The organism is Serinicoccus sp. CNJ-927, from assembly GCF_001942435.1.
In the GTDB taxonomy this organism is placed as follows: Bacteria; Actinomycetota; Actinomycetes; order Actinomycetales; family Dermatophilaceae; genus Ornithinicoccus; species Ornithinicoccus marinus.
Genome location: NZ_MKKF01000004.1, coordinates 58652 through 83489 on the forward strand (window position 1 = coordinate 58652; position 24838 = coordinate 83489).

Annotated in this window: 27 protein-coding genes and 2 pseudogenes; 8 read left to right on the plus strand and 21 right to left on the minus strand. The window is 72.5% G+C overall.

Features of this window, described 5'->3' with window-relative positions; all coding sequences use genetic code 11:
* Positions 1-916: 916 nt before the first annotated feature.
* A complete protein-coding gene (locus BJF86_RS01850; RefSeq protein WP_075816736.1) occupies positions 917-1183 on the plus strand; it encodes a DUF3892 domain-containing protein in 267 nt (88 codons plus the stop codon).
* A gap of 173 nt (positions 1184-1356) precedes the next feature.
* Here BJF86_RS01850 and BJF86_RS19700 read toward each other — a convergent pair.
* From BJF86_RS19700 to BJF86_RS01875, 5 genes and pseudogenes are all read right to left on the minus strand, one after another.
* Positions 1357-2459: pseudogene (locus tag BJF86_RS19700) on the minus strand (maleylacetate reductase).
* Positions 2456-3139 (minus strand): alpha/beta hydrolase, encoded by a 684-nt coding sequence (locus BJF86_RS01860; RefSeq protein ID WP_083652641.1) that lies wholly within the window; start codon positions 3137-3139, stop codon positions 2456-2458. Before BJF86_RS01860 ends, BJF86_RS19700 begins: the two are co-directional and overlap by 4 nt.
* Positions 3136-3297 carry a hypothetical protein gene (locus BJF86_RS18100; protein ID WP_187345580.1) on the minus strand — a complete coding sequence of 54 codons (162 nt, stop codon included), beginning with the start codon at positions 3295-3297 and terminating at the stop codon, positions 3136-3138. Before BJF86_RS18100 ends, BJF86_RS01860 begins: the two co-directional genes overlap by 4 nt.
* A 147-nt stretch (positions 3298-3444) precedes the next feature.
* The gene (locus tag BJF86_RS01870; protein WP_075816737.1) at positions 3445-3864 is read right to left on the minus strand and encodes a type II toxin-antitoxin system VapC family toxin; all 420 of its coding nucleotides are present in this window, start codon (positions 3862-3864) and stop codon (positions 3445-3447) included.
* Positions 3861-4094 (minus strand): FitA-like ribbon-helix-helix domain-containing protein, encoded by a 234-nt coding sequence (locus BJF86_RS01875; protein ID WP_066636260.1) that lies wholly within the window; start codon positions 4092-4094, stop codon positions 3861-3863. The genes BJF86_RS01870 and BJF86_RS01875 overlap by 4 nt, the downstream gene beginning before the upstream one ends.
* A 92-nt stretch (positions 4095-4186) precedes the next feature.
* On the opposite strand from BJF86_RS01875, the gene BJF86_RS01880 reads away from it, so the two are divergent.
* The 3 genes from BJF86_RS01880 (at position 4187) to BJF86_RS01885 (ending at position 6743) form a co-directional block, all read left to right on the plus strand.
* A complete protein-coding gene (locus BJF86_RS01880) occupies positions 4187-5284 on the plus strand; it encodes an alpha/beta fold hydrolase (protein ID WP_321166129.1) in 1098 nt (365 codons plus the stop codon).
* Positions 5285-5367: 83 nt separating this feature from the next.
* Positions 5368-5784 (plus strand): hypothetical protein, encoded by a 417-nt coding sequence (locus BJF86_RS18525; RefSeq protein ID WP_237768035.1) that lies wholly within the window; start codon positions 5368-5370, stop codon positions 5782-5784.
* On the plus strand, positions 5745-6743 hold the full coding sequence (locus tag BJF86_RS01885) for an HNH endonuclease signature motif containing protein (protein ID WP_237768036.1): 999 nt from the start codon (positions 5745-5747) through the stop codon (positions 6741-6743). Before BJF86_RS18525 ends, BJF86_RS01885 begins: the two co-directional genes overlap by 40 nt.
* A 294-nt stretch (positions 6744-7037) precedes the next feature.
* Here the strand turns inward: BJF86_RS01885 and BJF86_RS01890 are convergent, their stop codons facing one another.
* On the minus strand, positions 7038-7454 hold the full coding sequence (locus BJF86_RS01890) for an organic hydroperoxide resistance protein (RefSeq protein WP_075816738.1): 417 nt from the start codon (positions 7452-7454) through the stop codon (positions 7038-7040).
* Positions 7455-7507: 53 nt separating this feature from the next.
* On the opposite strand from BJF86_RS01890, the gene BJF86_RS01895 reads away from it, so the two are divergent.
* Complete coding sequence (locus tag BJF86_RS01895; protein WP_075816739.1) at positions 7508-7963, plus strand: MarR family winged helix-turn-helix transcriptional regulator; 456 nt, start codon at positions 7508-7510, stop codon at positions 7961-7963.
* 59 nt (positions 7964-8022) lie between these two features.
* Here BJF86_RS01895 and BJF86_RS01900 read toward each other — a convergent pair whose 3' ends face one another.
* From BJF86_RS01900 to ctlX, 8 genes are all read right to left on the minus strand, one after another.
* Complete coding sequence (locus BJF86_RS01900) at positions 8023-8616, minus strand: (2Fe-2S)-binding protein (protein WP_075816740.1); 594 nt, start codon at positions 8614-8616, stop codon at positions 8023-8025.
* Positions 8617-8697: 81 nt separating this feature from the next.
* Positions 8698-9522 (minus strand): NAD(P)/FAD-dependent oxidoreductase, encoded by an 825-nt coding sequence (locus tag BJF86_RS01905; protein WP_202817298.1) that lies wholly within the window; start codon positions 9520-9522, stop codon positions 8698-8700.
* Positions 9519-9878 (minus strand): FAD-dependent oxidoreductase, encoded by a 360-nt coding sequence (locus BJF86_RS18245; protein ID WP_202817299.1) that lies wholly within the window; start codon positions 9876-9878, stop codon positions 9519-9521. The genes BJF86_RS01905 and BJF86_RS18245 overlap by 4 nt, the downstream gene beginning before the upstream one ends.
* 35 nt (positions 9879-9913) lie before the next feature.
* A complete protein-coding gene (locus tag BJF86_RS01910) occupies positions 9914-10339 on the minus strand; it encodes an SRPBCC family protein (RefSeq protein ID WP_075816741.1) in 426 nt (141 codons plus the stop codon).
* Positions 10332-10730 carry a thiol-disulfide oxidoreductase DCC family protein gene (locus BJF86_RS01915; protein ID WP_075816742.1) on the minus strand — a complete coding sequence of 133 codons (399 nt, stop codon included), beginning with the start codon at positions 10728-10730 and terminating at the stop codon, positions 10332-10334. The genes BJF86_RS01910 and BJF86_RS01915 overlap by 8 nt, the downstream gene beginning before the upstream one ends.
* A 169-nt stretch (positions 10731-10899) precedes the next feature.
* Entirely contained in the window at positions 10900-11901 is a 1002-nt protein-coding gene (locus BJF86_RS01920) for a DMT family transporter (RefSeq protein ID WP_075816743.1), read from the minus strand.
* Positions 11898-12476 (minus strand): TetR/AcrR family transcriptional regulator, encoded by a 579-nt coding sequence (locus BJF86_RS01925; protein WP_075816744.1) that lies wholly within the window; start codon positions 12474-12476, stop codon positions 11898-11900. The genes BJF86_RS01920 and BJF86_RS01925 overlap by 4 nt, the downstream gene beginning before the upstream one ends.
* Before the next feature lie 221 nt (positions 12477-12697).
* The gene (gene ctlX / locus BJF86_RS01930; protein WP_075816745.1) at positions 12698-13750 is read right to left on the minus strand and encodes a citrulline utilization hydrolase CtlX; all 1053 of its coding nucleotides are present in this window, start codon (positions 13748-13750) and stop codon (positions 12698-12700) included.
* Between the two features lie 209 nt (positions 13751-13959).
* On the opposite strand from ctlX, the gene BJF86_RS01935 reads away from it, so the two are divergent.
* Both BJF86_RS01935 and BJF86_RS01940 read left to right on the plus strand, forming a co-directional pair.
* The gene (locus tag BJF86_RS01935; RefSeq protein WP_237768037.1) at positions 13960-14232 is read left to right on the plus strand and encodes a YciI family protein; all 273 of its coding nucleotides are present in this window, start codon (positions 13960-13962) and stop codon (positions 14230-14232) included.
* A 5-nt stretch (positions 14233-14237) separates the two neighbouring features.
* The gene (locus BJF86_RS01940; RefSeq protein WP_075816747.1) at positions 14238-15473 is read left to right on the plus strand and encodes an RNA polymerase sigma factor; all 1236 of its coding nucleotides are present in this window, start codon (positions 14238-14240) and stop codon (positions 15471-15473) included.
* 6 nt (positions 15474-15479) lie between these two features.
* Here the strand turns inward: BJF86_RS01940 and BJF86_RS01945 are convergent, their stop codons facing one another.
* The 7 genes and pseudogenes from BJF86_RS01945 to BJF86_RS18535 all read right to left on the minus strand — a co-directional run.
* Positions 15480-16598, minus strand: coding sequence for an N-acetylglucosamine-6-phosphate deacetylase (locus BJF86_RS01945; protein WP_075816748.1), 1119 nt, complete (start codon positions 16596-16598; stop codon positions 15480-15482).
* Positions 16595-18139, minus strand: coding sequence for a glycoside hydrolase family 3 N-terminal domain-containing protein (locus BJF86_RS01950; protein ID WP_075816749.1), 1545 nt, complete (start codon positions 18137-18139; stop codon positions 16595-16597). The genes BJF86_RS01945 and BJF86_RS01950 overlap by 4 nt, the downstream gene beginning before the upstream one ends.
* Positions 18136-18957 (minus strand): carbohydrate ABC transporter permease, encoded by an 822-nt coding sequence (locus BJF86_RS01955; protein WP_022924558.1) that lies wholly within the window; start codon positions 18955-18957, stop codon positions 18136-18138. Before BJF86_RS01955 ends, BJF86_RS01950 begins: the two co-directional genes overlap by 4 nt.
* On the minus strand, positions 18954-19859 hold the full coding sequence (locus tag BJF86_RS01960) for a carbohydrate ABC transporter permease (protein ID WP_075813806.1): 906 nt from the start codon (positions 19857-19859) through the stop codon (positions 18954-18956). Before BJF86_RS01960 ends, BJF86_RS01955 begins: the two co-directional genes overlap by 4 nt.
* Positions 19856-21166 carry a sugar ABC transporter substrate-binding protein gene (locus tag BJF86_RS01965; protein ID WP_075816750.1) on the minus strand — a complete coding sequence of 437 codons (1311 nt, stop codon included), beginning with the start codon at positions 21164-21166 and terminating at the stop codon, positions 19856-19858. Before BJF86_RS01965 ends, BJF86_RS01960 begins: the two co-directional genes overlap by 4 nt.
* A 40-nt stretch (positions 21167-21206) precedes the next feature.
* On the minus strand, positions 21207-22016 hold the full coding sequence (locus BJF86_RS01970) for a GntR family transcriptional regulator (protein ID WP_075816751.1): 810 nt from the start codon (positions 22014-22016) through the stop codon (positions 21207-21209).
* Positions 22017-22888: 872 nt separating this feature from the next.
* Positions 22889-23617: pseudogene (locus BJF86_RS18535) on the minus strand (glycoside hydrolase family 10 protein); the annotation flags it as partial.
* Positions 23618-23698: 81 nt separating this feature from the next.
* On the opposite strand from BJF86_RS18535, the gene BJF86_RS01980 reads away from it, so the two are divergent.
* Positions 23699-24742, plus strand: coding sequence for an N-acetylglucosamine kinase (locus tag BJF86_RS01980; RefSeq protein ID WP_083652642.1), 1044 nt, complete (start codon positions 23699-23701; stop codon positions 24740-24742).
* Positions 24743-24838: the final 96 nt, after the last annotated feature.

The window sequence follows — 24838 nt, forward strand, 5'->3', positions numbered from 1 at the left end:
CCTGCACGCCTTTCACATAGACGTCCAAGGCGAGACACGTCCTGCGGCTGCAGCTGCCAGCGGTGTACGGACGGGCTCCGCGCCGTCATGGCGGTACGCTCACTCCAACGTCAAGACTTCAAAGGCATTGAGGGCAGCATCCACGGCGTAGGGGGCTCCAGCGGACACGATGATCACGGCACTGAGGCAACCCATCCCGCGCGCTGCTAAGGCGACATATTGCTCCAGGACCCGTGGCTTGCAACCCCTGTGAACTAGCCACAAGAATCCGGCGAGGACAGCGACTAGCGTGCCGACGAGCACGGTGATTGCGACCGCTTCGGGCATGACAACCTCCGCGAACTTCTTTACCAACTGGAGCTGGCGGGTCGCTATCCGCAAGTTGGCAAACTGTCCGCTGATCGAGGGTTGACGTGTTACCCTTCCGCGTGCTTGCTCCTGCTGGCAAGGCTAGCACACACGTTCCCACAAGGGGCACCGTCGTGTAGCGAGGCAGCGAGAGCCCTAGCGTGGACATCGCCGTGGGGTACGCCCCTCGGGGAACCGCCGCCGCGATCGCCTTCGACGTCACACAGACCTCCGCCGTCCACGCCCGACCCGCGACCAACTGATCGGGGTCCCCGCGCGGCTCGCAACCGGCCCGTGGCCGGTCCTCCACCCACTGGTACTTGGTCCAAGCGCACGCAGGGACCGACCACGCTGGGGTGGCGGTCAAGGTCCTTGCGCCTCCACGGGCACAAGTCTGCGCCTTCTGACGACTTGGCCGAGCCAGGTGTCGCCGAGCGGGTGCGTCCTTCCGCCCCAAGAGGGGACGACTCTCCTGCGACCTTCGGAGGAGGGAGGCATGTCAGAGGTCGATGCTGTTCTTCTCCTGTGACGGCACGGTGCCGTCCGTCCTCAAGACAGGAGCATGACGATGGCCACCTTCATCACCCACATCCGGCTGAGTCCGCCCAACATGAACGACCACGAGCACATCACGCATCTCCGCTGGGAGCAGCCTGGTAAGACCGGCCACACGACGCGGCAAGGGATAGTCGACTTCATCAAGGAGGGCAACCGCGTCTGGGTGCACGGCAGCCCAGACGCCGAGGTGGCCGTCGTGGACGGTAAGCCGCCGTACGTGCGTACGCACGCCGACGGGTACTGGAACAACAACCTGCTCAGCCTGCCGCGCTTCTGACTCAGACGTTCACCGAAGGAGTCCTCGCCACTGTTCAAGGGTCAAGTGGCCTGGCAGAGGTCAGGCGCCCTCACGCAAGTGCCAGGCATGTCGCCTGACCGCGTCATTCCGCCGCAAAGGACGCAGGCCGCCCACCCGTTGGCCGCGTTGTGTTTTCGTCTCAGGGCGGTAGGTCATGGCCGCAGGTCATCCCCCCGTAGCGCCGACCGAAGGAGTACCGCCATGCCCTCTTCGCTCACCGGCGCAGGGTTGGAGTCCGGGATCGCGGCGGTCGCCAGCTCGGCGGCGAGGTCCACGGCGTCCTCGGTGAAGCCCAGTTCACCGAGCGAGCCGGGGGCACCCACCTCTCGCGCGAGGTCCCAGAGACCCGAGGCGGCGTGCGAGACCTCGAGGGCCTCCGCGATGCGCGCCGACGACTCCGGATCGGCCTCCTCGTTATAGGCCGCGACATACGGCAGCACGACCGCGTGGGTCGGGGCGTGGGGCAGGTTGAACGTGCCGCCCAGGACGTGGCAGATCTTGTGGTGCATCCCCGCCCCCGCCGAGGCCAGGGCGACCCCCGAGAGGTAGGTGCCATAGAGCACCTGCTCGTGAGCGCGCACATCCGTCGGATCCGCCCGGAGGCTGCGTAGCCCCGGCACCAGCGCGCGCATCCCTCGCCGGCCATGGCCCGGTTGATGAGGTCGGCGCGCGGGGCCCACAGGCTGTCGACGGCGTGGGCCAGGGCGTTGAGGCCGGAGTGAACCGCGAGGCCGGGCGGCAGGCCCTGGGTCAGCGTCGCGTCGTAGACCACGACCCTCGGCAGCACCCGGAGGTCGGTCCCGGTGGTCTTGCGCTCGTCCTCGGTCATCCCCCAGATGTCGGTCGCCTCCGACCCGGAGAAGGTGGTGGGCACCGCGACCACCGGCAGCCCGGTGTCCCGGGCGACGATCTTGGCGAGCCCGGTGGCCGAGCCGCCGCCGATGGCCACGACCGTGTCCGCGTCCATTTCCTGCGCCAGGGCGACCGCCTCGCGGGCCCGCTCCGCCGGTACGTGTTGCACGACCTCGCCGATGCGCCCCGCCACGGCGAACTCCTCGCCGATCTGGTCCACCACCTCAGCAGCGTGCCCGCCTCCCACGAGCAACGACCGTGAGGCTCCCAACTCAAGCAGGGCCACCGCGATGTTCGTCGCGGCCGCCCCGGTGCCGAAGAGCACCCGCAGACCCAGCGTGGTGTGGTCGAACCTGATCTCCATCCGATGCTCTCCCTCGTCCCGCACCGGCGGCGCGGTCATCGACGTCCGGCCGCGCTCACGGTATGCCGCAACAACCGCCCGGTGAGCTCGCTCGCCGTCGCGCTGACCTCGTGCTCAGCGCCCGGCTCGACGATCGAGGTGAGGTGGGCGCCCATACCTCGCAACAGGTCCTCGGTCTGCGCCATCCGGTTGCGGGGCACCCAGGGGTCTGACTCGCACCCGGCCAGCAGGGCTGGCGTGCCGTCGAGGTCACCCGCGAACGACACCTCCTCGCGCTCGGTCCCGACGTAACCACCGGTGAGGAGGACGAGGCCGGCATACCTCCTGGGGTGCAGGAGCGCCCAGTGCGCGAGCAGGCAGGCCCCCTGGGAGAACCCGAGCAGCACCACCCGCTCCGGCGGCCACCCCGCCTCCGCGAGGTGACCCACGTGCTCGTCGACCGCCTCGAGCGACCAGGCGAGCCACGGGTCGTCGTCGGGGCGCTCCTCCATGAAGCCGTACGGGTACCAGCTCTGCCCGGCTGCGGCCGGCGCGAGCCATCGCAGACCCTCGACGTCCAGCCGCTCGGCGAGCGCGCGCATGTCGGCGGGGGACTGGGTGCGTCCGTGCACCGCGAGCACCGCGACCGGCGCGTCCTCCTCGCCCCAGCACTCCGCGCCCGCGGCCAGGTGGGGGTTCTCGCCGGATCGCGGTTCTGCCGGGGCCGTGGAGCTGGTCACACCTCGATCGGTTCGAGCTGGCCCATGATGTGGCTGCGCTCGGACTCGAACTGGGGCGGCAGCATGAAGGCCTGGCCGAACTCCTCGGGGGACTCGTCGCAGTCCCAGCCGCCCTCGTTGTGCGTGACGGCCAGTTCGAAGAGGGCGCCACCGGGCATCCAGACGTAGTGGGACGTGAAGTAGGTGCGGTCCTGCAGCTCGGAGATGTCGGTGCAGCCGGCGCCCTCGATGTCGACCCTGACCTGTTCGTGGTTCTCCAGGACGCAGTGGCGACCCGCCCAACGGCCGTCGCGGTGCGCGGGTGCTCAGGCGACCCAAGGATCGACGAGCTGGATGCCGGTCAGCTCGAAGTCCCTGGTGCTTCGCGTCGCGCAGGTCGCGGCATGCGCTCGGCAGATTGCCGCGATCTGAGCGTCAGCCGTGGTGATCGGCAACCCCGCCTCCTCTCGTGCCGCGAGCACGCCTGCGTAGTGATCTGCGGCTACATCATCGAAGGCCAGGACGGCGCTGGTCCCGCCGTAGGGCTGGAGCGCTTGCTCGAGCTGGCTGCCCAGCGCCGTCTTGCGCCGGGCGTCCGGAAGGCGGCGCCCGCCAGCGAGCAGCTCAGCAAGAGTGATCGACGTGATGGCGACCTCACCCGTGATCGTCTGCAACCACGCCAGGACACGCCCGTCAGGCTGCGGCCGGAGCACCTCGGACAGGACGTTGGTGTCGAGGACGATCACCCGAGATCTGCCGCTCGGGCACGATCGGTGCGCTCGGGGACGGGGAGATTCTCGATGCCGCCGACTTCCTGCGCGGCCCAGAACAGTGCGAGCCCGACGTTGGGGTGTTGTGTGCCTCTCGTGAGGATGTGACGGGCTTCGGCCTCCATCGACCGGCCGTGCTCCCTCGCCTGAGCGGCCAGCCGCTCCTTCACGGACTGGTCGAGGCCCCGGATGACGATCGATGCCACGGTGCTCTTCCCTCGCAGAGATATCATCAACGATATCACTGGGTTGGGTCGGACGGCAGCACTCCACGGGCACCTGTAGGCTCACGACCACCGTGACCGCACTCGACGCGGAGTCCGCCATGCCGATCGACAACCCCTTCTACACGCCCGAGGTGCAGGGCGCATACGACCTGCACTCACTCGGCTCCTTCGAGCTCGAGGAGGGAGGTGTCATCCCGGACCTGCAGCTCGCGGTCGCCACCTTCGGCGAGCTCAACGAGGCCAAGGACAACGCGATCCTCATCCCGACCTGGTTCTCCGGCACCCACCAGACCTGGGAGCTGGCCTACATCGGCGAGGGCCGCGCGCTGGACCCGTCGAGGTACTTCATCGTCGTCGTCAACCAGATCGGCAATGGCCTCTCGACCTCCCCGCACACCGCCGACGGCGAGATAGCCATGGCCGGCTTCCCGCAGGTGCGCATCGGCGACGACGTCCGTGCCCAGGAGCAGCTGCTGCGCGAGGTCTTCGGCATCGAGCGGCTCGCCCTCGTCGTGGGAGGGTCGATGGGCGCCCAGCAGACCTGGGAGTGGGCGGTCCGCTACCCGGACAAGGTGCAGCGGGCGGCGATGATCGCCGGCACCGCGCAGAACACCCCGCACGACTTCCTCTTCACCCAGACGCTCATGGACGCGATCACCTCCGACCCGGGCTGGAACGGCGGCGACTACTCCTCACCGGCCGACGTCGCTGACGGGCTGCGCCGGCACGCCGACATCTGGGCGGTGGTGGGTCTGTCCACGGAGTTCTGGCGCTCCGAGTTCTGGCGCAACATCGAGCTGCCGGACGTCACCTGGGACACCTTCGAGGAGTTCCGCGACCGCTTCCTACGGCCGACCTTCGGGGCCATGGACCCCAATGCGCTGCTGAGCATGGCGTGGAAGTGGCAGCGCGGCGACGTCGCGCGGCATACCGGCGGTGAGCTCGCGGCCGCGCTCGGCCGCATCACCGCGAAGACCTTCGTGATGCCGATCGACGAGGACATGTTCTTCCCGCCGCGCGACTGCGCGCGCGAGCAGGAGCTCGTGCCGGGCAGCGAGCTGCGCACCCTGCACTCGATCGCCGGCCACTTCGGGCTCTTCGGGTTCGAGGAGTCCTACCTCGCCGAGATCGACCAGCACCTCGGCGAGCTGCTCGCGGCCGACGTCTGAGGTCACGCGCAGAACGGTCACAGGTGAGTTGACACCTCCGCCACGGAGGGGGTCTGTCAGAGCCGACTCGTACATTTGTTCGTATGAAGTCAGGGTGGGGGAGCGAGGCGGGCGGCGGTCACGCCGAGGGCACGTCCGCGCTGCTGGCTGGTCTGGCTGACTCCCTCGACCGCTCGGCGACGGCGCTCGCGTCGCCGGCTCTGCTGCAGGAGAGCGAGCTGGGCGACGTGCTGGGCGCGCTCGACCGGGTGGCAGCCCGGACCCACGCGTTGCTCGTCGCGGTGGCGCGCGAGGGTCTGGCGCGAGGGTTGCACCAGGAGGCCGGTTTCTCCGAGGTGGACTGGGTCCGGCTGGTATGCCCGGGGCTCGCCTCGCGCACCGCGATCGAGATCGCGATGGTCGCCCGTGCCGCGCAGCAGCGAGTGCATGTCCCGTTGGCGGACGCGTCCAGGACGGGACGGTGCCGGTGCACCGGGCGGCGCAGGTCCTGCGGGCGCTGACGAGGATCCGCCCGGCCCTCGGGGAGGCCGAGTACGCCGAGGCGACCGACCTGCTGACCGCGGCCGCGGCGCGTGAGGAGTTCGACGACAAGGACCTGGGCAGGATCACGTCCAAGCTCGTGGCGACCTGCCTGTCCGAGAAGGAACAGGTGGCGCGCGCCCAGGCGCGCCACGAGATGCGTGACGTGCACGAGTCGTCCCTCGCGGACGGCTCCCTGCGGCGTTTCGTGCTGACTGTCGGCAGCGATGCCGACTACGAGGCGATCCGGGCGCTGCTGATGTCGCCGCTGGCTGCACCAGCGCCTCGGCCCGATGCGACCACGGACGCGATCACAGAGTCGAGCACGGATGCCGGGGGCGAGGCCGGCCCTGCCACCACCGGCGGTGGGGCTGCCGAGGCCGTCGACGTCACCACTGGCGGCGGAGCAACGCTTGCCGAGCTGGACCTGCGCACCGCGGGTCAACGGCGCTACGACGCGTTCATGACGGTCTTCCGCCGTGGCGTGGCGGGCACGCAGGGTCAGCCCACCACCCCGAAGGCGCAGGTCATGGTGACCATCGGGCTCGAGGAGCTGCGCGGTGCCCTGGGTGGGACCGGGCGCACGGTGCACGAGGGCACGGTGCCGGCCCACGAGGTGCGACAGCTGGCCTGCGAGGCCGACATCATCCCGGCCGTGCTGGGCGAGGCGGGGCAGATCCTCGACCTCGGTCGCGCCAGGAGGCTGGTCACCCCTAGTCAGCGACGGGCCTTGGCGCACCGGGACGGCGGATGCACCTTCCCCGGGTGTCACGTGCCCGCGACCTGGTGCGATGCGCACCACGTCGTGCACTGGGCCCGCGGGGGTCGCTCGGACCTCGGCAACTACGCGTTGCTCTGTCCTCGGCACCACACCTGGGTACACCAGCACGACGCGGGTGCCGACGTCGACGAGACCGGTGTGCGGTGGCGGCTGCGATGATCTCGCCCCGCACCCGGCCCCACCGTCGGCCGGGCTACTGGCCTGGGCGGTGCTCTTCCACGGCGGCCTCGCCGGTCACAGCCGGGACATCTGCGCCCGTGCCTCACGACACGCGGCTCCCGTCCATCAGAGCCACGACTCAGGGCGAGCGCTGGCCGCGCCTCATGACGTGCGCTGGCCACGACTTAGGGCGAGCGCTGGCCTCGACTCGTGACGTGCGCTGACCGTGCTCGTGACCAGTCGGTGACCGGCTCGGGAGCGGTTTTGCCGCTGCCTCGCGCCGACCAGCTCGCCTCAGGCGACGGTGAGGCTGACGTCGATGTTGCCGCGGGTGGCGTTGGAGTAGGGGCACACCTGGTGCGCCTGCTCGACGAGCTTCTCGGCATCGGCGCGCTCGACGTGGGGGAGCGTCACCTCGAGACCGACGGCCAGGCCGAAGCCCCCCTCGCCGTTGGGGCCGATCGCGACATCGGCGACCACCTCGGAGTCGGTCACGTCGGCGCCGGAGCGCTTCGCGACGCCGCGCAGCGCGGAGTGGAAGCACGCGGCATACCCGGCGGCGAAGAGCTGCTCGGGGTTGGTCGCGCCTCCCGGGCCGCCCATCTCCTTCGGGGCGCGGACGTCGGCGGCGAGGATGCCGTCGCTGGACTCGATGCGGCCGTTGCGGCCGTCTCCGGTGGCGAGGGCGGTGGCGGTGTAGAGAGTGTCCATGCGCGCAACTCTATTGCGCACAATCGAATGGCGCAAACGGGTAGGCTGGGCGCATGGACGGCTACCCCCAGCTCGCGCTCGACCAGCAGCTCTGCCTGCCGCTCTACGCCGCCTCCCGGGCCGTGACGCGGCGGTATGCCGAGCTGCTCGCCGATGTCGGGCTGACGTACCCGCAGTACCTCACGCTCCTGGCCCTCTGGGACGCGCAGGAGCCGCCGAGCGTGCGCGAGCTCGGCAGCCGGCTGCACCTGGACTCCGGCACGCTCACCCCGCTGCTCAAGCGGATGGAGACCGCGGGCCTCGTCCGGCGGGTGCGCGACGAGCGCGACGAGCGGCGGGTCCTGGTCTCGGTGACCGACCGCGGCTGGTCGCTGCGCGAGCGCGTCGCCGACGTGCCGGAGCGGCTCGCCGGGGGGATGGGGATGACCGAGGCGCAGCGCCGTGACCTGCGGTCGTTGCTGGACCAGGTGATCGAGTCGCTGGAGGGTGGGCGGCCGGAGGCCAGCTGAGCCGCGAGCGGGGACGGGTGAAGGAGCGGTAGCTGGCAAGACTGACCGGGGCGGCCGGGTCAGGCGACGATCTCTGTCGTGTCCTCGACGGCCGTGTCGTCGAAGGCCGGGTGCCGGCTGCCGACGTCCCGGGCCACGGCCAGGTGACCGCCGAGGTATGCCGCCGCCCCCGACGCCCCGGCACCACCCACCGCGAGCAGGGCGCCGAGCCGGTGGTGGCCACCGCGACGTGCGAGCCAGGACGCGGCATACGCGCTGGCGGCGAGCGCGTTGCCGGCCGCGTGGACCAGGCCAACCCGCTTGTCGCGGGGACCGGTCTGCGACCACTCCGCCCAGCCGGACCACGCCGTCGGCCCCGCGGTGAGGAGCCCCAGGCCCACCAAGCGTTGCGCCGCCGGCGCGGAGCCCGGCCCGCCGACGACGTCCAGGACGGTCGCCGAGGTCCACGACCCCATGGTGATGTCGGTGAGAAGCGGGTGCAGGGCGTGCCCGAGCCACTCGCCGCGCAGCGCCCAGCCGGTGGTGCCGGACCCGAAGAGGGAGGTGACGGTCGGCTCGACGGCGCTCACCGCGCCGTCCAGCGCCTCGGTCTGCTCCAGGCGCCGGGTCCAGCGGACGACGGCGGGCACGGGCTGGGACTGGGTCTGCTCCATCGCTCCATCGTCCACCTGCGGACGCGGGAGCGCACCTCGAGGCGGAGGGTGTCGCCGCGGTCACCGACCCGGCACCGAGGCTCAGGGGACGAGCCGCCCCCGGAGCAGCGCACGGAAGTAGAGGATCGGCTCGACGTAGCGGTCGAAGAGCCGCAGCGCGCGACGCGGGACGCTCAGGTCGACCAGCCGCGTCGTCGGTGCCTGCGCGCCGGTCCGGTCGAACTCGGCGAGCAGCAGCCGGCGCCGGTCGAGCGTGACGGGGACGATGGTGTAGCCGTCGTAGCGACGCAGCGGCCGTCCCAGCCGGCTGCGCGCGATGTTGTCGGCCAGCACCTCCACCTGTCGGCGCAGCGCGCCCCCGGACGGCCGGGTGTCGAGCGCCGCGGCGTCGCCCAGGCTCCAGACCCGTGGTGCCGAGCGGTGGGCCATGGTCTCCGGGTCGACGTCGACCTGCCCGGACGCTCCCTCTCGGGCGAGCGGCTCCAGCCACCCCTGGCCCCGGTAGGGCGGCACCACGAAGGCACGGTCGACCCCGTCGAGCACCGTGGGAGTCGGGCCGTCCACCGTCACCGTCCGCTGCCGGTGGTCCACCGAGGCCACCGTGCTCTCGCGGTGCACGCTGACCCCCAGCTCGCGGAGCTGTGCGTCCAACCGGTCGTCCACGAACGGCAGGCCCAGGACCCCGGTGAACGGAGTCACGAGGTGCACGTCGAGGTCGTTCAGCACACCGCGCCGGCGCCACTCGTCGCACGCCAGGAAGAGCGGCTTGAGTGCCGTGCCGCCGCAGGGGGAGGGCTCGGGCGGGAGGGTGAAGACGACCCGGCCGCGCGACATACCCTGCACGGCGTCCCACACGGCCGGCGCCTGCGACTCCAGGTGGGCGGTCAGCGACCAGCCCGCCGTCATCGCCTCCGCCAGCCGGGTACGGCGTCGAGGTCCTCCTCCATGCCAGGGGCCAGCACCAAGTCGCCGTAACCCACCCGAGCACCGTCGGACAGCTCGACCTCGCGCTCGTCGGTGTGCACGGCCACCGCGCTGTCGCGGATCCAGGTGCAACCCGCCGGGATGACCGAGGCGGGGCTGCGCGTCAGCTCGCTCATCGTGGCCTGCCCGCCGGCGACGTAGTTGAGCAGCGGGCGGAACAGGTGCGGCCGGTCCGGCGACACGATGGCGACGTCCTTCGCGCCCACCCGCAGCAGCCGCGCCGCCAGGGAGACGCCGGCGTTGCCGGCGCCGACGATGACCACGTCGTGGCGTGCCATGGTGCTCCCTTCGGTCGGTGCTCCGTCTCGTCAGACTATCCGCGGCGCGGGTGGCCCGAGACCGCGACGAGCCTGCGCAGCGCCCACCGCGCGACCGGGCGGTAGAGCAGGACGACCGGCAACGGCCCCTGCAGCACGAGCCCGGCGTGCGTGGCCTCGGGAGATGCGTCGAGGGTGTGGAGCAGCTGCAGGGTGACGCCCAGCGCGCGGACCTCCCAGGACCAGCGCCGGGCCTTCTCGTCCACGGATTCCACCACGAAGCGCGCCCGCACCCTCGCCGGACCACGCACGACACCCGTCAGCCCGGGGTGCAGCCGCCTGTCCTCACCGCTCGCCTCGATCTCGACGGCGCGCAGGTGGGGCGCCCAGGAGGACCACCGGTCGGGGTCGGCATACCGCTCCCACGCCTCGTCGACCGGCAGCGGCCCGCTGGCGTGGATCCAGCGCTGTGCCTCACGCACCCGACGACGGGGGCAGGGCGCAGGCGGCGGTGCCGCCGGGCAGCCGACCACGGTTCGCGGCGACCAGCCGGTATACCGCTGCCCCCGGGACCTCCATGACGCGCGAGTCGAGCGCGGCGCCGATCAGCCGCCACGGCTGCGGCGAGCGCAGCAGGACCTGCGCCCACGCGTGGTGGCCGTAGGCGATCGTGCCGTCCTCGAGCACCACCGGCATCTCCAGGCCGGCACGGTCCTCGTCGACCCCGAGAGCCGCTAGGTCGTGGGACTGCAACGAGGACACCTCGACCTGCGCCCCGAGCCGCGGGATCCACCCGGCGGCGCGGCTGCAGAAGCCGCAGTCGGCGTCGTAGAGCACAAGGGCGACGGCTCGGGTGGCTCTGGCGGCGGTCATGGATACAGTCTCTCGCAGGGCACCTGCAGGTGCGAGCGCGAGCGGAGGTGGGCTCTGGTGTTCCTGCGTCTCCTGCCGCTGCTCGTCATCGCGCTGGTGCTCGCGATCTGGCTCCTGGGCACCGGTCGACGCCGCCAGCCGCAGACGGTCACCTACGGCCCTCCCCCGACTACCACCCGGCACGACGAGGCGATGGCAGCGGCCCGCGAGCAGCTCCCGGACGACACCGACCTGCCGGTGGACCTGCTGACGTCGCTGATGCGAGCGCGACTGAAGGACGTCGGCGGCGGGGGAGGGTGAGCGACCTGGTGTCGGCCCCCTGCATGAGGAGCCCCAGGAGCAGCACGACGAGACCGGCCGCGCCGGTGAACCCCAGGTGCTCGTCGAGCACCGCGATACCGAGGGCCGTGGCGACCAGTGGCTCGGCCAGCATGAGGGTCGCGACCGAGGCGGTGGGCAGGGTGGCCAGCCCGCGGGCGAAGAGCACATACCCCGTGGTCGTCGTCACCAGCCCGAGGTAGAGCGCCAGGCCCATCCCCCGGGCACCGGCCAGCCAATCGGTCGGCAGGGCCAGCAGGACGGGCACCAGCAGCGCTCCCCCGAGCCCGAAGGCTCCCGCCATCACCGTGACGGGGGCGTGCCCCTCGCGAAGCTGCTGCTTGGCGAGCACCGTGTAGCCGGCGTAGGCGGCCGCGGCGGTCAGGGCGGCGGCGACGCCGGTCACGGAGAAGGCGGCGGACGACTCGCCCCCATCCACGAGCAGCACGAGCCCCGACACGCAGACGCCGGTCGCGACCAGCCACGCCCTCGTGGGACGCTCGCCCAGCAGCACCAGCGCCAGCACGCCCGCGAGCACAGGTCCGGTCCCGATCGTCACCAGCGTGCCGACGGCCACGCCGGTCTGCCCCACCGCGACGAAGAAGCACAGCTGGTATGCCGCGGTGCACACCCCGGCGACCAGCCCGGCACGGGTGCGCCACAGCGCCAGCACGTCGCCGAACCTCGCGCCCATGAGGGGCAGCAGGGCGAGCAGACCGAAGCCGCCCACGACCAGCCGAGCGGCCCCGACCGCGAGCGGCGTCGTGCCCTCGGGTCCGAGGGCCTGTGCCGTCCCCGTGGTGCCGAACAAGGCTGCGGCCAGGAGGACCGCCAGCGGCCCGGCCGTCCTCACGCGCCGACCAGCTGGGCCGCGATCTCCCGGGCCTCGCCCAACGGGCCGAGGTCACCCTCCAGCCCCGCACGGGCCATCGAGCCCTCGAGGAGGAAGCTGAGGTGGACCCCCAGCGCGTGCGCCTGTGCCGGCTCCAGGACCGTGACGAGCTGCTCCTCGACCAGGTCCTGCACCTGACGCTTGTGCTCGCGCACGACAGCGCGCCCGGGGTCGCCGTCGGCGAGCTCGGCCGCCGCGTTGAGCAGACCGCATCCGCGAAAGCCGGTGGTCCGCGACGTCGCGGCGTGGTCGGCATACGCGTCGAAGACCGCCAGCACCCGCTCCTGTGGCGTCCTCGTCGGCGCGAGCCGGACGGCATACAGGTCCAGCCACTCCTCGTGCCGCCGCTGCAGGTATGCCTCGACCAGGTCCGCCTTGGACGCGAAGTTGTTGTAGAGGCTCATCTTGGCCACGCCGGCGTCCGCGGTGATCGCGTCGATGCCGGTCGCGGCGACGCCGGCGCTGTAGAAGCGTGCGGCGGCAGCCTCGAGCAGGCGCTCCCGCGCGCTGGGGCGGGTAGGGGACTGGCGGGACATGGGTGACCTCCTGGGATGAGGTAGATCAGTCTACCTAATCACTGACGTGGGAGGTCGGCTACCGCGGCTCCTACCGCTTCGTCGACGAGATCAGCGACGCGCTGCAGCTCATGGCGTCCGGCGTCGACGTCGGGCCCGCTCGTGACGCACAGCTTCCCCCTTCGCCGACGCCGTCGAGGCCTTCGCTGTCGCCGCCGACCGGGGCACCGGCTCGAGCAAGGTCATGCTCGAGCCGACGACCTCCGCTCGGACCGACGGGCGTCCTCCACCTGGCCGTCCGCGCTGACCGGGTGCTCGTCGATCGCCTCGGCCGTGGCGGTCGGGGTGGGCGCCCCGGTCGGCCGCGGGTCGAGGTGCACGCCGGCGATCATGCAGCGCACCGACCCGCCGGCCAGCTCGATGGTGGGGATGTCGACCGAGACGATCTCGCAGGAGCGCTCGATGACGGTCAGCTGCTCGCCGGTGAGGCTGCGCCGGGCGCGGCCCGACATCGCCATGATGTGGCGCTTGCGCCCCTCGGGCGTCCGCCCGCACAGCTCGACGGCGTTGCCCGCGAACTCGCGCACCTGCTCCTCGCTCAGCTCGACGATCTCCCGCCCGGTGACCTCCAGCCGCTCGCGCACCTCGCGCCGCCGCTGCTCGTCGGCGATGAGGTCCAGCGCCACGAGCGCGACCTCGGTGCCGATGCAGGCGATGACGTTGGTGTGGTAGACCGGCACTCCGCCGGAGTCGATGGCGTCGAAGGGCATCGGCTCGTAGTTGAAGTCGCTGCAGAAGCGCTCCAGCACGTGCGTGTCCGCACGGTGGCTGACCGCGGTGTAGGCGACCCGCGAGACGTGGTCGAGCACCATCGCCCCGGTGCCCTCGAGGAAGATCCCGTCTGGCTCCAGCCCGGAGTAGTCGACGATCGTCTGCAGCCGGTAGTCCGCCTTGAGCATCTCCAGGATGTCCCCGCGCCGCTCGTGGCGGCGGTTCGAGGCATACATCGGGTAGACCGCCACGTAGCCGCCCGGATGGGTCGAGAGCCAGTTGTTGGGAAAGACGCTGTCCGGCCGGGTGTGGTCGGAGTCCGGGAAGACGTGGACCCGGACCCCGGCGTCGCGCAGCGCCTGCGCCACCGCGTCCACCTCGGCCAGCGCTCGCGCCGAGGTGGCCTCGACGGACTGCCCCGCCGGCACGTCGTGCTGGAAGGCGTTGTCCGCGGCGGTCGCCGGGTTGGGCACGAACTTCTCGGCGCGGATGAGGATGACAGCAGAGGGGGCCTGGGCACTCACGCGAGGCAATGTAGAGCATCGGCCCGCGCTGCCGGAAAGTTCCTCGGCCCGGCTGTCGATCTGCACCCCGCTCGTCCGACATGCTGGTGAGGTCGCGCACGGCGGCCCGTGATCGAAGGAGACCCCACATGAAGTACCTCGTGCTGCTCATGGCCGACGGCGAGCTGCCCGCCTGGTCGACGATGTAGGAGGAGGACCAGGCGGCGATGATGGGCCGATTCGAGGCCTTCGACCGGGCCTGCGAGGCCCGGGACGGGGTCGAGATCCTCGCCGGGGAGGCGCTCGGCGACGGCGACATGTCGACGACGGTCCGCACCCGTGGCGGCGAGCGTCAGCTCACCGACGGCCCCTACGCCGAGGCCGTCGAGCAGCTCGGCGGCTTCTACCTGCTCCAGGCTCCTGACCTCGACGTCGTCCTCGAGCTGCTCACCGAACTGCCGGCCTACGACATGCAGGTCAGCCCGGTGGTCGACCCGGTCTGACCGGTATGCGCGACGAGCTGGACCGCGTGGTGCGCGAGGAGTGGGGCGCCCTGGTGGCCCTGCTCCTCGCGCGCTTCCGCCGGCTCGACCTCGTCGAGGACGCGCTCGGGGACGCCGTCGAGGCCGCTGCCCGGCGCTGGCCGGTCGACGGCGTGCCCGACAACCCGGCCGGATGGCTGCAGACGGTCGCCCGACGCCGGGTGGTCGACCGGCTGCGCTCCGAGTCGATGGCCCACCGCCGGCATACCCTACTCGCCACCGACCTGGACCGTCGTCCGTCCTCGGCGATGGCCGACCCCGGTGACCTCGTCGAGGACGATCTGCTGCGGCTGGTGCTGATGTGCACCCACCCGGCACTGTCGCCGGAGGCGGCGAGCGCCCTCGCGCTGCGGCTCGTGCTCGGGGTCGGCACCTACGACATCGCCCGGCTTTTCCTCGTGCCCGAGCCCACCATGGCGGCGCGGCTCACCCGGGCGAAGAGGAAGATCGTCACCGCGGGCATCCCGTTCGCGATCCCCGACCTGGAGGCGCTCCCGGCTCGGCTCGCGACGGTGGCGCAGACGGCCTACCTCGCCTTCACCCCCGGGTATGCCCCCGCGAGCGGCGCCGACCTCGTCCGCCACGGTCTGGCGGGGGAGTCGCTCCGGCTGGTCCGCACGGTGCGCGGCCTGCGCCCGACCGACCCGACGCTCACCGCGCTGCTGGCCCTGCTCCTCCTGCAGCACTCCCGCCGGGACGCGCGTCTGGACGGCGAGGGCCGGCTGGTCCTCCTCGCCGACCAGGACCGCGATCGCTGGCACCGGGAAGAGATCGACGAGGCGCTGGGGCTGCTCACCTCGGCACCGCTGACCCGGCCCGACCTCCCGCACCAGGCCGCGACCTACGTGCTGCAGGCCCTCGTCGCCGCCGAGCACGCGACGGCACCCACCGCGCGGGACACCCGGTGGGATCGGATCGTCCTCCACTACGACGCGCTGCTCCGCCTGGAGCCCACCCCCGCCGCCCTCCTGGCGCGGGCGGTGGCCCTCGCCGAGGCGGAGGGGCCAGAGGCCGGGCTGGACGCCCTCACGGAGGTAGAGGTGCCGGGCAGCCACCGGGTCCCGGCGGTGCGGGCCGAGCTCCTCGCACGCTCGGGCCGCGCCGGCGCCGCCGTCGCTGAGCTCGACGCGGCTCTGACCCTGTGCCGCAACGACTCCGAGCGGGCGCACCTGGAGCGGCGGCGGGCCGAGCTCAGTGTGTGAGGCAGCTCAGGTGTCGAGCAGGACCTCCCCGGCGCGGACGACCAGCCGGGTCTCGAGGTCGGCGTCGAGCCCGACGAGGTCGGCGCGGCCGCCCACGGTGATCTTCCCGGCGTCGAGCCCGAGGGTGCGTGCCGGGTCGCTGGTGGCGGCCACGAGAGCGTCCTCGGGGGCGAGCCCGGCGCCGACGGCCCGCCGCACGGCCCGGCCCAGGGTGAGCGTGCTCCCGGCGATGCTCCCGGTGTCGACCGAGCGCGCAACGCCGTCCACGACGTCGACCTCCATCGAGCCCAGCGCGTAGCGGCCGTCCTCGGCGGCCGCCGCTGCCATCGCGTCGCTGATGAGCACCATCCGCGCCCGGGAGCTGCGGTGGAGCAGGTCGACGACGTCGTCGTGCAGGTGCACGCCGTCGACGATGAGCTCCAGGGTGAGGCGCGGGTCGCCGAGCGCCGCGATGACCGGGCCCGGGTCGCGGTGGTGGATCGGGCGCATGGCGTTGCACAGGTGCGTGACGACCTCCGCGCCGGCGTCGACCGCCGCCCGGAGCTGGTCGGCGTCGGCGTCGGTGTGCCCGACCGCGACGACGACGCCGGCGCCCACGAGCCGGCGGATCGCGTCCAGGCTCCCCGGCAGCTCGGGCGCGATCGTCACCATGCAGATGCTCCCGGCGCCGGCCTCCAGCACGGCGTCGATCTCGGCCGGGTCGGGGTGGCGCAGCACCGACGGGTCGTGCGCGCCGCGACGCGCCTCGTTGAGCCAGGGCCCCTCGAGGTGGATCCCGGCGATCATCCGCCCCCGCACGAGCGGTGCCAGGGCCCGCACCTGGGCGAGCAGCGTGTCCGGCGCCGCGGAGACCAGCGAGGCCATGACGGTGCTCGTCCCGGCGAGGTGGTGGGCCATGGCGGCGCTGCTCACCTCGTCCTGGTCGAGGGTCGCAAAGCTGTGGCCGCCGCCGCCGTGGCAGTGGATGTCGACGAAGCCGGGGGAGAGGAGCGCCGTATGCCGGTCCGCCGGCTCGGTCGGGGCGCCTCGCCCCACGCGGGCGATCTGGCCCCCCTCCACGGCGACCCAGCCGCCGGAGAGGCTGCCGTCCGGCCACAGCACCTGCTCGGCCGAGACGAGCCTCACGGCTCACCGCCGAGGCCGCGCAACGCCGTGGCACCGGCCAGCGCGCTCGCCCGGCCGCCGCCGTAGGTCCGCACGACGCGGGGCACGGCCAGGTCGGCGGGGAGATCCCGGATACCGGTGTGCACGAGCGCGTCGGCACGGCCCAGCAGCCCGCGGATCGTGGGGTCGTCCCACCCGCTGTGGTCGTCGCTCACGAGCACCAGTGGACCACGGTCGGTGCCCGCGGTCCGGTCGTCCACCGCCTCGTCCACGGTCTGGTCCAGCGTGCGGACCCGGCCCGAGAGCTCCTGCGCTAGCACACCGGACACGACCTCCTGACGGGCGCCGCTGGCGATGTTGCCCCGCCTGCTGAGCGCCACCACGTCCGCCCCGGACAGCGACCCGCACGCTCCCGTGATCCGCACCCCACGCGCCGCGACCCGCTGGCCCAGGTCGTCGCGCCCCTCAGGTGGCAGCGGGGTCGAGTCCCCGCCGTCGGTCGCCGCCCCGCCGTCACCTCTGCCATGACCGGCACGTCGCGCCGCCTGCCGCGCTCCTAGCGCCCGCACCCGGCCGGCGGCCTCGGCCAGCCGGGCCGCGGAGAGCTCGCCGTCGCGCACCGCGGCCACCACAGCCTCCACCAGCCGCGCGGTGTCCTCGGCCGCGTCGTAGTCGCCGGGGAAGACCGGGTTGCCGATGCAGAGCAGGTCGGCCCCGGCGGCCAGGGCGAGCACCGCGCTGCGCTCCCGCCCGTAGCGGTCGGCCACCGCCGCCATGTCGAGCGCGTCGGTGCAGATCACCCCGGTGAAGCCGAGCTCCTCGCGGAGCATCCCGAGCAGCGCCGGGTTGAGCGTCGCCGGCAGGTCGCCGTGCCCCGGCACGACCAGGTGACCGGTCATGATCGCGTCCGTCCCCGCGTCGACCGCGGCGCGGAAGGGCACCAGCTCACGACTCGTGAGGGTCTGTGGGTCGACGTCGAGGACGGGCAGGTCGAGGTGGGAGTCGAGGGTGGTCGACCCGTGACCGGGGAAGTGCTTGGCGCAGGACGCCACGCCCGCCTCCGCGAGTCCCGCAGCGGCCGCGCTCACGTGCCGCGCGACCAGCCCGGCGTCCGCCCCGAACGACCGCACGCCGATGACCGGGTTGTCCGGCTCGGTGTTGACGTCGGCGTCGGGCGCCGCGGTGAGGTCGATCCCGGCCACGGCGAGCTGCTCGCCCAGCCCCCGGTATACCGTCCGCGTCGCCTCCGCGTCGTCGACGACGCCGAGCGCCCACGCACCCGGCCAGGGCGAGCCCTCGGCGTGGTGCAGCCGGGTGACGGTGCCGCCCTCCTCGTCGGCGCAGACCAGTGCCGCCGCGCGCCGCCCGTGCACCGCGTCGGTGAGCGCCCGCACCTGCGCTTCGTCCTCGACGTTGTGCCCGAAGAGCCACACCCCGCCCAGGCCCTCGTCGAGCAGCTGCTCCAGCCAGGGCGGCAGCGTCGTCCCGACGAAGCCGGGCGCGAGCACGCCGAGCGCGTCCCGCCGCAGGTCGTCCCCGGCGGTGAGGTCGGTCTGGTTCATCCCTTGGTCGCTCCTGCCATGAGGCCGCCGGACAGCCGGGACTGCACGGCGACGAAGAAGATCATGACCGGCACGGTGATGATCGAGCTGGCCGCCATGACCGCGCCCCAGTCGGTGCCGCTGCGGGTGAAGAAGGTCCGCAGCCCGACGGCGGCGGTATACATGTCGTCGTCCGCCATGAAGGTGAGCGCGAAGATGAACTCGTTCCACGCCAGGATGAAGCTGAAGACGCTCACCGCCACGAGCCCGGGGGCGACGAGCGGGAAGAGAACCTTCCAGAACATCTGCCACCAGCTCGCACCGTCGAGGTAGGCCGCCTCCTCCAGCTCGACCGGGACCGCCGCCACGAAGCCGCGCAGCGTCCAGATCGCGAAGGACAGGCTGAAGGCGATGTAGACCACCGACAGCCCGAGCAGGCTGTTGAGCAATCCCAGGGTCTTGGCCTGCAGGAACAGCGGGATGACGAGTGCCTCCATCGGCACCATCTGCACGATGAGGATCATCATGAGGATCTTGGTGCGCCCGGAGAAGCGGAACCGCGCCACGGCGACCGCGGCGAAGAGCGCGAGCAGCCCGCTGGCGACGACGGTGACGACCGCGACGATGAGCGAGTTGAGCAGGTAGTCGGGGAACCGCGTCTCGGAGAAGATCCGGGCGAAGTGCTCGAACGAGATGCCGGCGGGTATGACGCCGCGCCCGCCCGCGTTCGCCGCCGGGTCGACGGCGGTGCCGAGCATGACGAAGACCGGGAAGATGCTGAAGACGACGACCACGAGGCTGGCCAGCACCAGCCCGCTGCGTCCGAGCAGGCGCCTCACAGCTCCTCCTCCTTGAACAGGGTGCGCAGGTAGACCGCGGTGATGACGAGCAGCAGCAGCGTCAGCAGCACCGCGATGGCGGCGCCGAGGCCGAACTTGTTCTGCGACATCGCGGTGATGTAGCTCCAGGTGCCGAGGTTGAGCACCTCACGGTTGGAGCCGTCGCCGCCGGGCATGAGGTAGATCTGGGTGAAGACCTTGAAGTCCCAGATCGTCGACAGGATCGTGACGATCGCGAAGACAGGCTTAAGCATCGGCAGCGTGACGTGCCGGAAGCGTTGCCAGGCGTTGGCGCCGTCGATCATCGCCGCCTCGGGCAGCTCGGTCGGGATCGTCATGAGCCCCGCGAGCACGGTGACCGCGACGAAGGGGAAGCCGTGGTGCACGACGTTGAGGGTGGCGATGGCGTAGAACCAGCCGCGCTCGGTGAAGAGGTTCTGGGTAGCGACGTCGACCAGGCCGAGCTGGCCGAGCAGCCCGGTGAGGAAGCCGGCGCGGGCGTCGAAGAGGTAGACCCAGACATACGTCCCGGTCACGGCGGGGACGGCCCAGGCGGCCATGACCGACATCGTCACCAGCGTCCGCCACCCCGGCGGCAGCCGGTGCAGCAGCAGCGCGACCAGCGTGCCCACGAGCACCGTGAGGACGACGCAGACGAGCGCGAAGAGGACGGTGTTGGGCAGCGCCACCCGCCACAGCCGCTCGTCGGTGAGGACGTCGCGGTAGTTCTCGACCGCCACGAACTCCGCGCCGCCGCGGACGAGCTCGCGCAGCCCGAAGTCCTGGAAGGACAGGATGACCACGCGGAGCATCGGCCACAGCAGCAAGATGCCGATGACGGCCAGGGTCGGCGCGAGCAGCAGCCACGGCCGCCGCGCCGACCCCAGGGCGGGCGAGCTCACGAGCCGAAGATCTCGTTCATCTCGTCCGCGGCGGTCGTGGTGGCCTCCTCGACGCTGGCCTTGCCGCCGAGGATCGACTCCATCATCGCCGGGATCGTCTGCGCGCCCTCGACCTGGCCCCACAGCGGGGTGACCGGGAGCGTGGCGCTCCCGTCCTGCATCTGCTGGGCGAAGGGCGCGACGAGCGGGTCGTCGGCCTCCTCCAGCTGGGTCAGCAGGTCGGTGGTGGCCGGGAAGAAGCCGGTCTGCTCGCCCCACTTCTCGGCGAACTCACCGGTGGTCATCATCTCCACGAAGGTCCACGCCAGCTCCTCGTTCTCCGTCGTCTCGAAGACCGACAGGTGCGAGCCACCCGCGAAGGAGGGGGCCATGCCGCCGTCCTGGCCGGGGATCGGCACCACGCCGAGCTTGCCCTCGAGGTCGCCGTTGGCCTCGATGATCGACTTCGGCGTCCATGAGCCGCTGATGATCATGCCGGCCTCGCCGCGGGCGAAGGCGTCGCGGGTGTCCGCCTCGTTCCACGTGCTCGCGGCCGGGGTCGACAGGTCGTGCTCGCTCGCCAGGCTCTCCAGGAAGGTCAGCCCCTCGACCGCCTCGGCCGAGTCCAGGCCGGAGGTCCAGGTGTCGCCGTCCTGGGTGGCGACCTCGCCGCCCGCGCCCCAGATGAACGGGGTCGTGGTGTGCGTGGAGTTCGGCACCGGGAAGGGGATGAGCTCGGGGTCGGACTCCTTGAGCGCCTCGCCGACCGAGACGATCTCGTCCCACGTGGTCGGCGGCTCCACGCCCGCCTCCTCGAGCAGGTCGGTGCGGTAGACGATCGAGCGGACACCGGCATACCAGGGCGCGCCGTAGACGGCGTCCTCGACGGTGCCGGCGTCGAGGACGCTGTCGACGTAGCCCTCGCCGAGGCCGGCCTCCTCGATGTGGCCGGAGAGGTCCATGAGCGCGCCGGCGTCGCCGAACTCCGGCGTCCACGTGGTGCCGACCTCCGCGACGTCGGGGCCGGTGCCGCCGGCGATGGAGTTGGTGAACTTGTCGTGCGCCGAGGCCCACGGGACGAACTGGATGTCCAGGCTCGCGCCCGTCTCCTCCTCGAAGGCGGTGCTGACCTCGTCGAAGAACGGGGTCGGGTCGGGGTTGGTGCCCTCCATGATCCAGACGGTGAGGGTCTCGCCCGAGGCATCACCACCGCCGCTCTCGCCGGAGCCGTCGCCGGAGCCGCCGTCGTCGCCGCCGCAGGCGGACAGGGTCAGGGAGGTGATGGCCGCCAGCGCGAGGAGACGGGTGGCACGGGATGCGCTCTTCATGGTGTGTCCTTTCGAGGGGTGTCGCATGGTGCGGGATGGGTCACCGGCGCTCGCCGGTGGAGGTGGGGAAGATGTCGACGAGGATGCGGTAGCGGTCCCCGCGGTAGACGGACCGGACGAACTCGGTGACGCGCCCGTCGGCGACGCGCGAGGTCCGCTCGAAGAGGAACGCCAGGGAGCCGGGGTCGGTGGCGAGCTGCTCGGACTCCTCGGCGGTGACGAGGTGCGGCTCGATGGTCTGCGTCGCGGCGCTGATCGTCAGGCCGTAGCGCGACTCGAGCAGCTGGTAGAAGGAGGAGTCCTCCAGGTCGGCGCCGGTGAGCCCGGGCACGAGGTCGGCGGGCACGTGCAGGTCCTCCAGGGCCATCGGCTCGCCGTCGGCGGTCCGGACGCGGCGGACGTGCACGAGCGTGGCGGTGGGCTCGATCCCGAGCACCGAGCCGAGCATCATGCCGGCCGGCTGCTCCCGCGCCCACACGGTATGCGCTCCCGGCGTCATCCCCCGGGAGCGCATGTCGGTGGAGAAGGACGTGGCGGACAGCTGCTGGTCCACGCGCGCCGGGGCGACGAAGGTGCCGGCGCCGGGGCGCCGGATGAGCCGGTGGTCGGCGACGAGGGCCTCGACGGCGCGGCGCAGCGTCATCCGGGCGACGCCGAGCTCGGCGGCGAGGTCGCGCTCGGCGGGCAGCGGCTCCCCGGGGCTCATCGGGGCGATGAGGTCCTCGAGCCGCTGTCGGATCACCTCGGCCTTGCCCACGCGGGCACTGCCCAGCCCGAGCCCGACGTCGGCGCCCGCGGGGGCGCCGGTCCGGGCACCCTCGCGCGCGGTCGACGTCGGCTCGGCGCTCATCGGCCGCGCTTCGGCTTCGAGGCGGGCGACTGGGTGTTGTCGCGGGAGAGCGCGGTGACGACGTAGACGTCGTGCTTGTCGCCCTCGGGGTCGACCCAGTCGGTGTGGCCGTCGCCGAGGACCGCGACGAGGGAGTCGGCGTCCAGGTCGTCACAGTCGACGCGGCCGGGGCCCCGGGCGTCGTCGACGCGGTAGACCGCGAAGCCGGCGTCGTCGCCCGCGTGCGACCAGGAGAGGCGGGTGCCCTCCGCGGTGCGGGCGGTGCGTAGCCCGGTCGGTGTCTCGACCTCCTCGGTCGTGCCGGGGTTGAGCGCGGGCGGCAGCGCCGGGTTGGCGTAGTGCGCCTGCTGGAGCAGCGGCCAGTGGTCGAGCCGGTTGGCGCGGACGTCCTTGGCGGAGAAGTAGATGTCCCCGGTGACCTGGGGGTAGTCCTCGTTGAGGTCGAGGTGGCGGACCATCTCCTGCGGGTCCGACCACTCCGGGCTCTGGGTGGAGGTGCCGACCTTGTAGGTCGCCTGCCCGATCCACAGCGCCACATCGGTGCCGTCGACCTGCTCGCTCCACCAGGGGACGAGCACGTCGTAGGCGCGGGCTCGAAGCCGATCGCCCAGTAGACCTGCGGGAGCACGTAGTCGAGCCACTCCTGCTGCACCCACAGGCGGGTGTCCGCATACAGGTCGTCGTAGGTCTGCGCCCCCGCGGTCGTGTCCGAGCCTCCGGGTCGGTGCCGGCGTTGCGCCAGACGGCGAATGGGCTGACGCCGAAGGCGACGTGCGGCTTGGCCGCCTCGATCTGCTGGTGCAGGCCCTCGATGAGCTGGTCGACGTTGTCGCGCCGCCAGTCACCGCGGTCGCTGAAGCCGTCGCCGTAGGCGCGAAGCTCGCGTCGTCGGGGAACTCCTCGCCGGCGACGGGGTAAGGGTAGAAGTAGTCATCGAAGTGCACGCCGTCGATGTCGTAGCGCTCGACCGCCTCCATGATCACCGCGGTGGTGTGCTCCCGGACCGCGGGGACGCCCGGGTCGTAGTAGAGCTTGCCGCCGTAGGCGACTGTCCAGTCGGGGTTGACCCGGGCCGGGTGGTCCTCGGCGAGCGCCGTGGGGTCGGTGCCGGTCAGGCTGACGCGGTAGGGGTTGAACCAGGCGTGGAAGTCCAGGCCGCGGGCGTGCGCCTCCTCGACGGCGAACTCCATCGGGTCCCACCCGCCGAAGTCCGCGCCCTGCTCGCCGGTCAGCCAGGCGCTGCTCGGCTCGAGCTCGGAGGGCCAGAAGGTGTCGGCGGTCGGGCGGACCTGGACGACGACGCTGTTGAGGCCGGAGGCGAGCGCCTCGTCGTACCACGCCTCGAGCTCGGCCTGGACCTCCTCCGGGCTCAGCCCGGGCTGCGAGGGCCAGTCGATGTTGGCGACGCTGGCGATCCAGACGCCCCGCATCTCGTGCAGTGGTGCCTCCGGGGCGGGGGTGCAGCTGCTCAGCGGCGGGCCGGTCGGGGCAGGGGCCGCGTGCGAGGCGGCGCCGGTGCCGGTGAGCGCCAGGCCGGCGCTGAGGGGAAGGGTCAGGGCGAGCGCGGCGCGGGTGCGGCGGCAGGGGTGCTGCTGGGGCATGTGCTCTCACGTCCTTGTCAGAGGCATCTAGACCAACGGTGCTAGACCAACGGTCCAGACATTGGCATACTGCCTGCTGTGATGTCAACGACGACGAGACGTGACGGCGGGTCGCCGACCCTGCTGGCGGTGGACCTGGGCAAGACCGGGGCGCGGGTGCGCGCGTGCGGACCGGACGGGGTGCGCGAGGGCGAGGGGCCGGGTGTCGTCGGGCTCGCGGCGGCCGACGGGGTGCGGCAGGTGATGGCCGCCCTGCGCGGTGCGCTCGAGGGTCTGGACGTCGGGCGGGTCGACGTGCTGGCGATGGGGTTGGTCGGCTACCACGCGGCGAGCGCGCGGCGGGAGGCGCTGGCGGAGGCGCTGCTCACGGAGCACGCCGACGTCGTGCTGCTCACCGGTGACGTGACGACGACCTACGTGGGGGCGATCGGTGACCGGCCCGGGGTCGTGGTGGCCGCCGGGACCGGGGCGGTGGCGCTGGGGGCGGACGCGACCGGGCGCACGGTGGTGCGGGACGGCTGGGGCTTCCTCCTCGGGGACGACGGCAGCGGGTATGCCGTGGGCCGTGCCGGTCTGCGCGCGGCGCTGGAGCATCGCGACGGGCGGGGCGGGTCGGCCGCGCTGGAGCGCGCGGCGACCGAGCGATTCGGCGAGCTCGTCGGACTGCCGGCGGCGGTCCACTCCGCGGCGCACCCGTCGCAGCTCATCGCCTCCTTCGCCACCGACGTAGCGCGGGCGGCGCAGGACGGCGACGAGGTGGCGCGGCAGATCTGGGCGGACGCGGCGGCGGCGCTGGCGCGGACGGCGCGCGCGTGCCGCGAGGCGCTCGACCCCGGGCTGCCCGTCTGCCTGGCGGGCGGGCTGGCCCAGGTGGGCGCCCTGCTGGCCCAGCCCTTCGCGGCCGCGGTCGGCGGGGAGGTGTTGCGGGCCGCCGGGACCTCGCTGGACGGGGCCGAGGCGCTGGCCCGGCAGGCGTGGTCAGGCGCGGTGAGCCCGGTCGTGGCCGACCAGGTGAGCGTCGTGCGAGCCTGCGGGAGCGGGCTGGAGGGTGCCGTGGCCGAGGAGGGTGGAGCGGACGGGCTGGGGGTGCCGTGGCCGAGGAGGGTGGGGAAGGGGCGGAGGTGACCGGAGGTTATCGGGTGCGCTCGCGACCGAGGGGGTGCGGGAGGACCTGCTCGGACCTCGACGAGCGTGACTCCGCGGCGGTCCTGACCGAGCTGT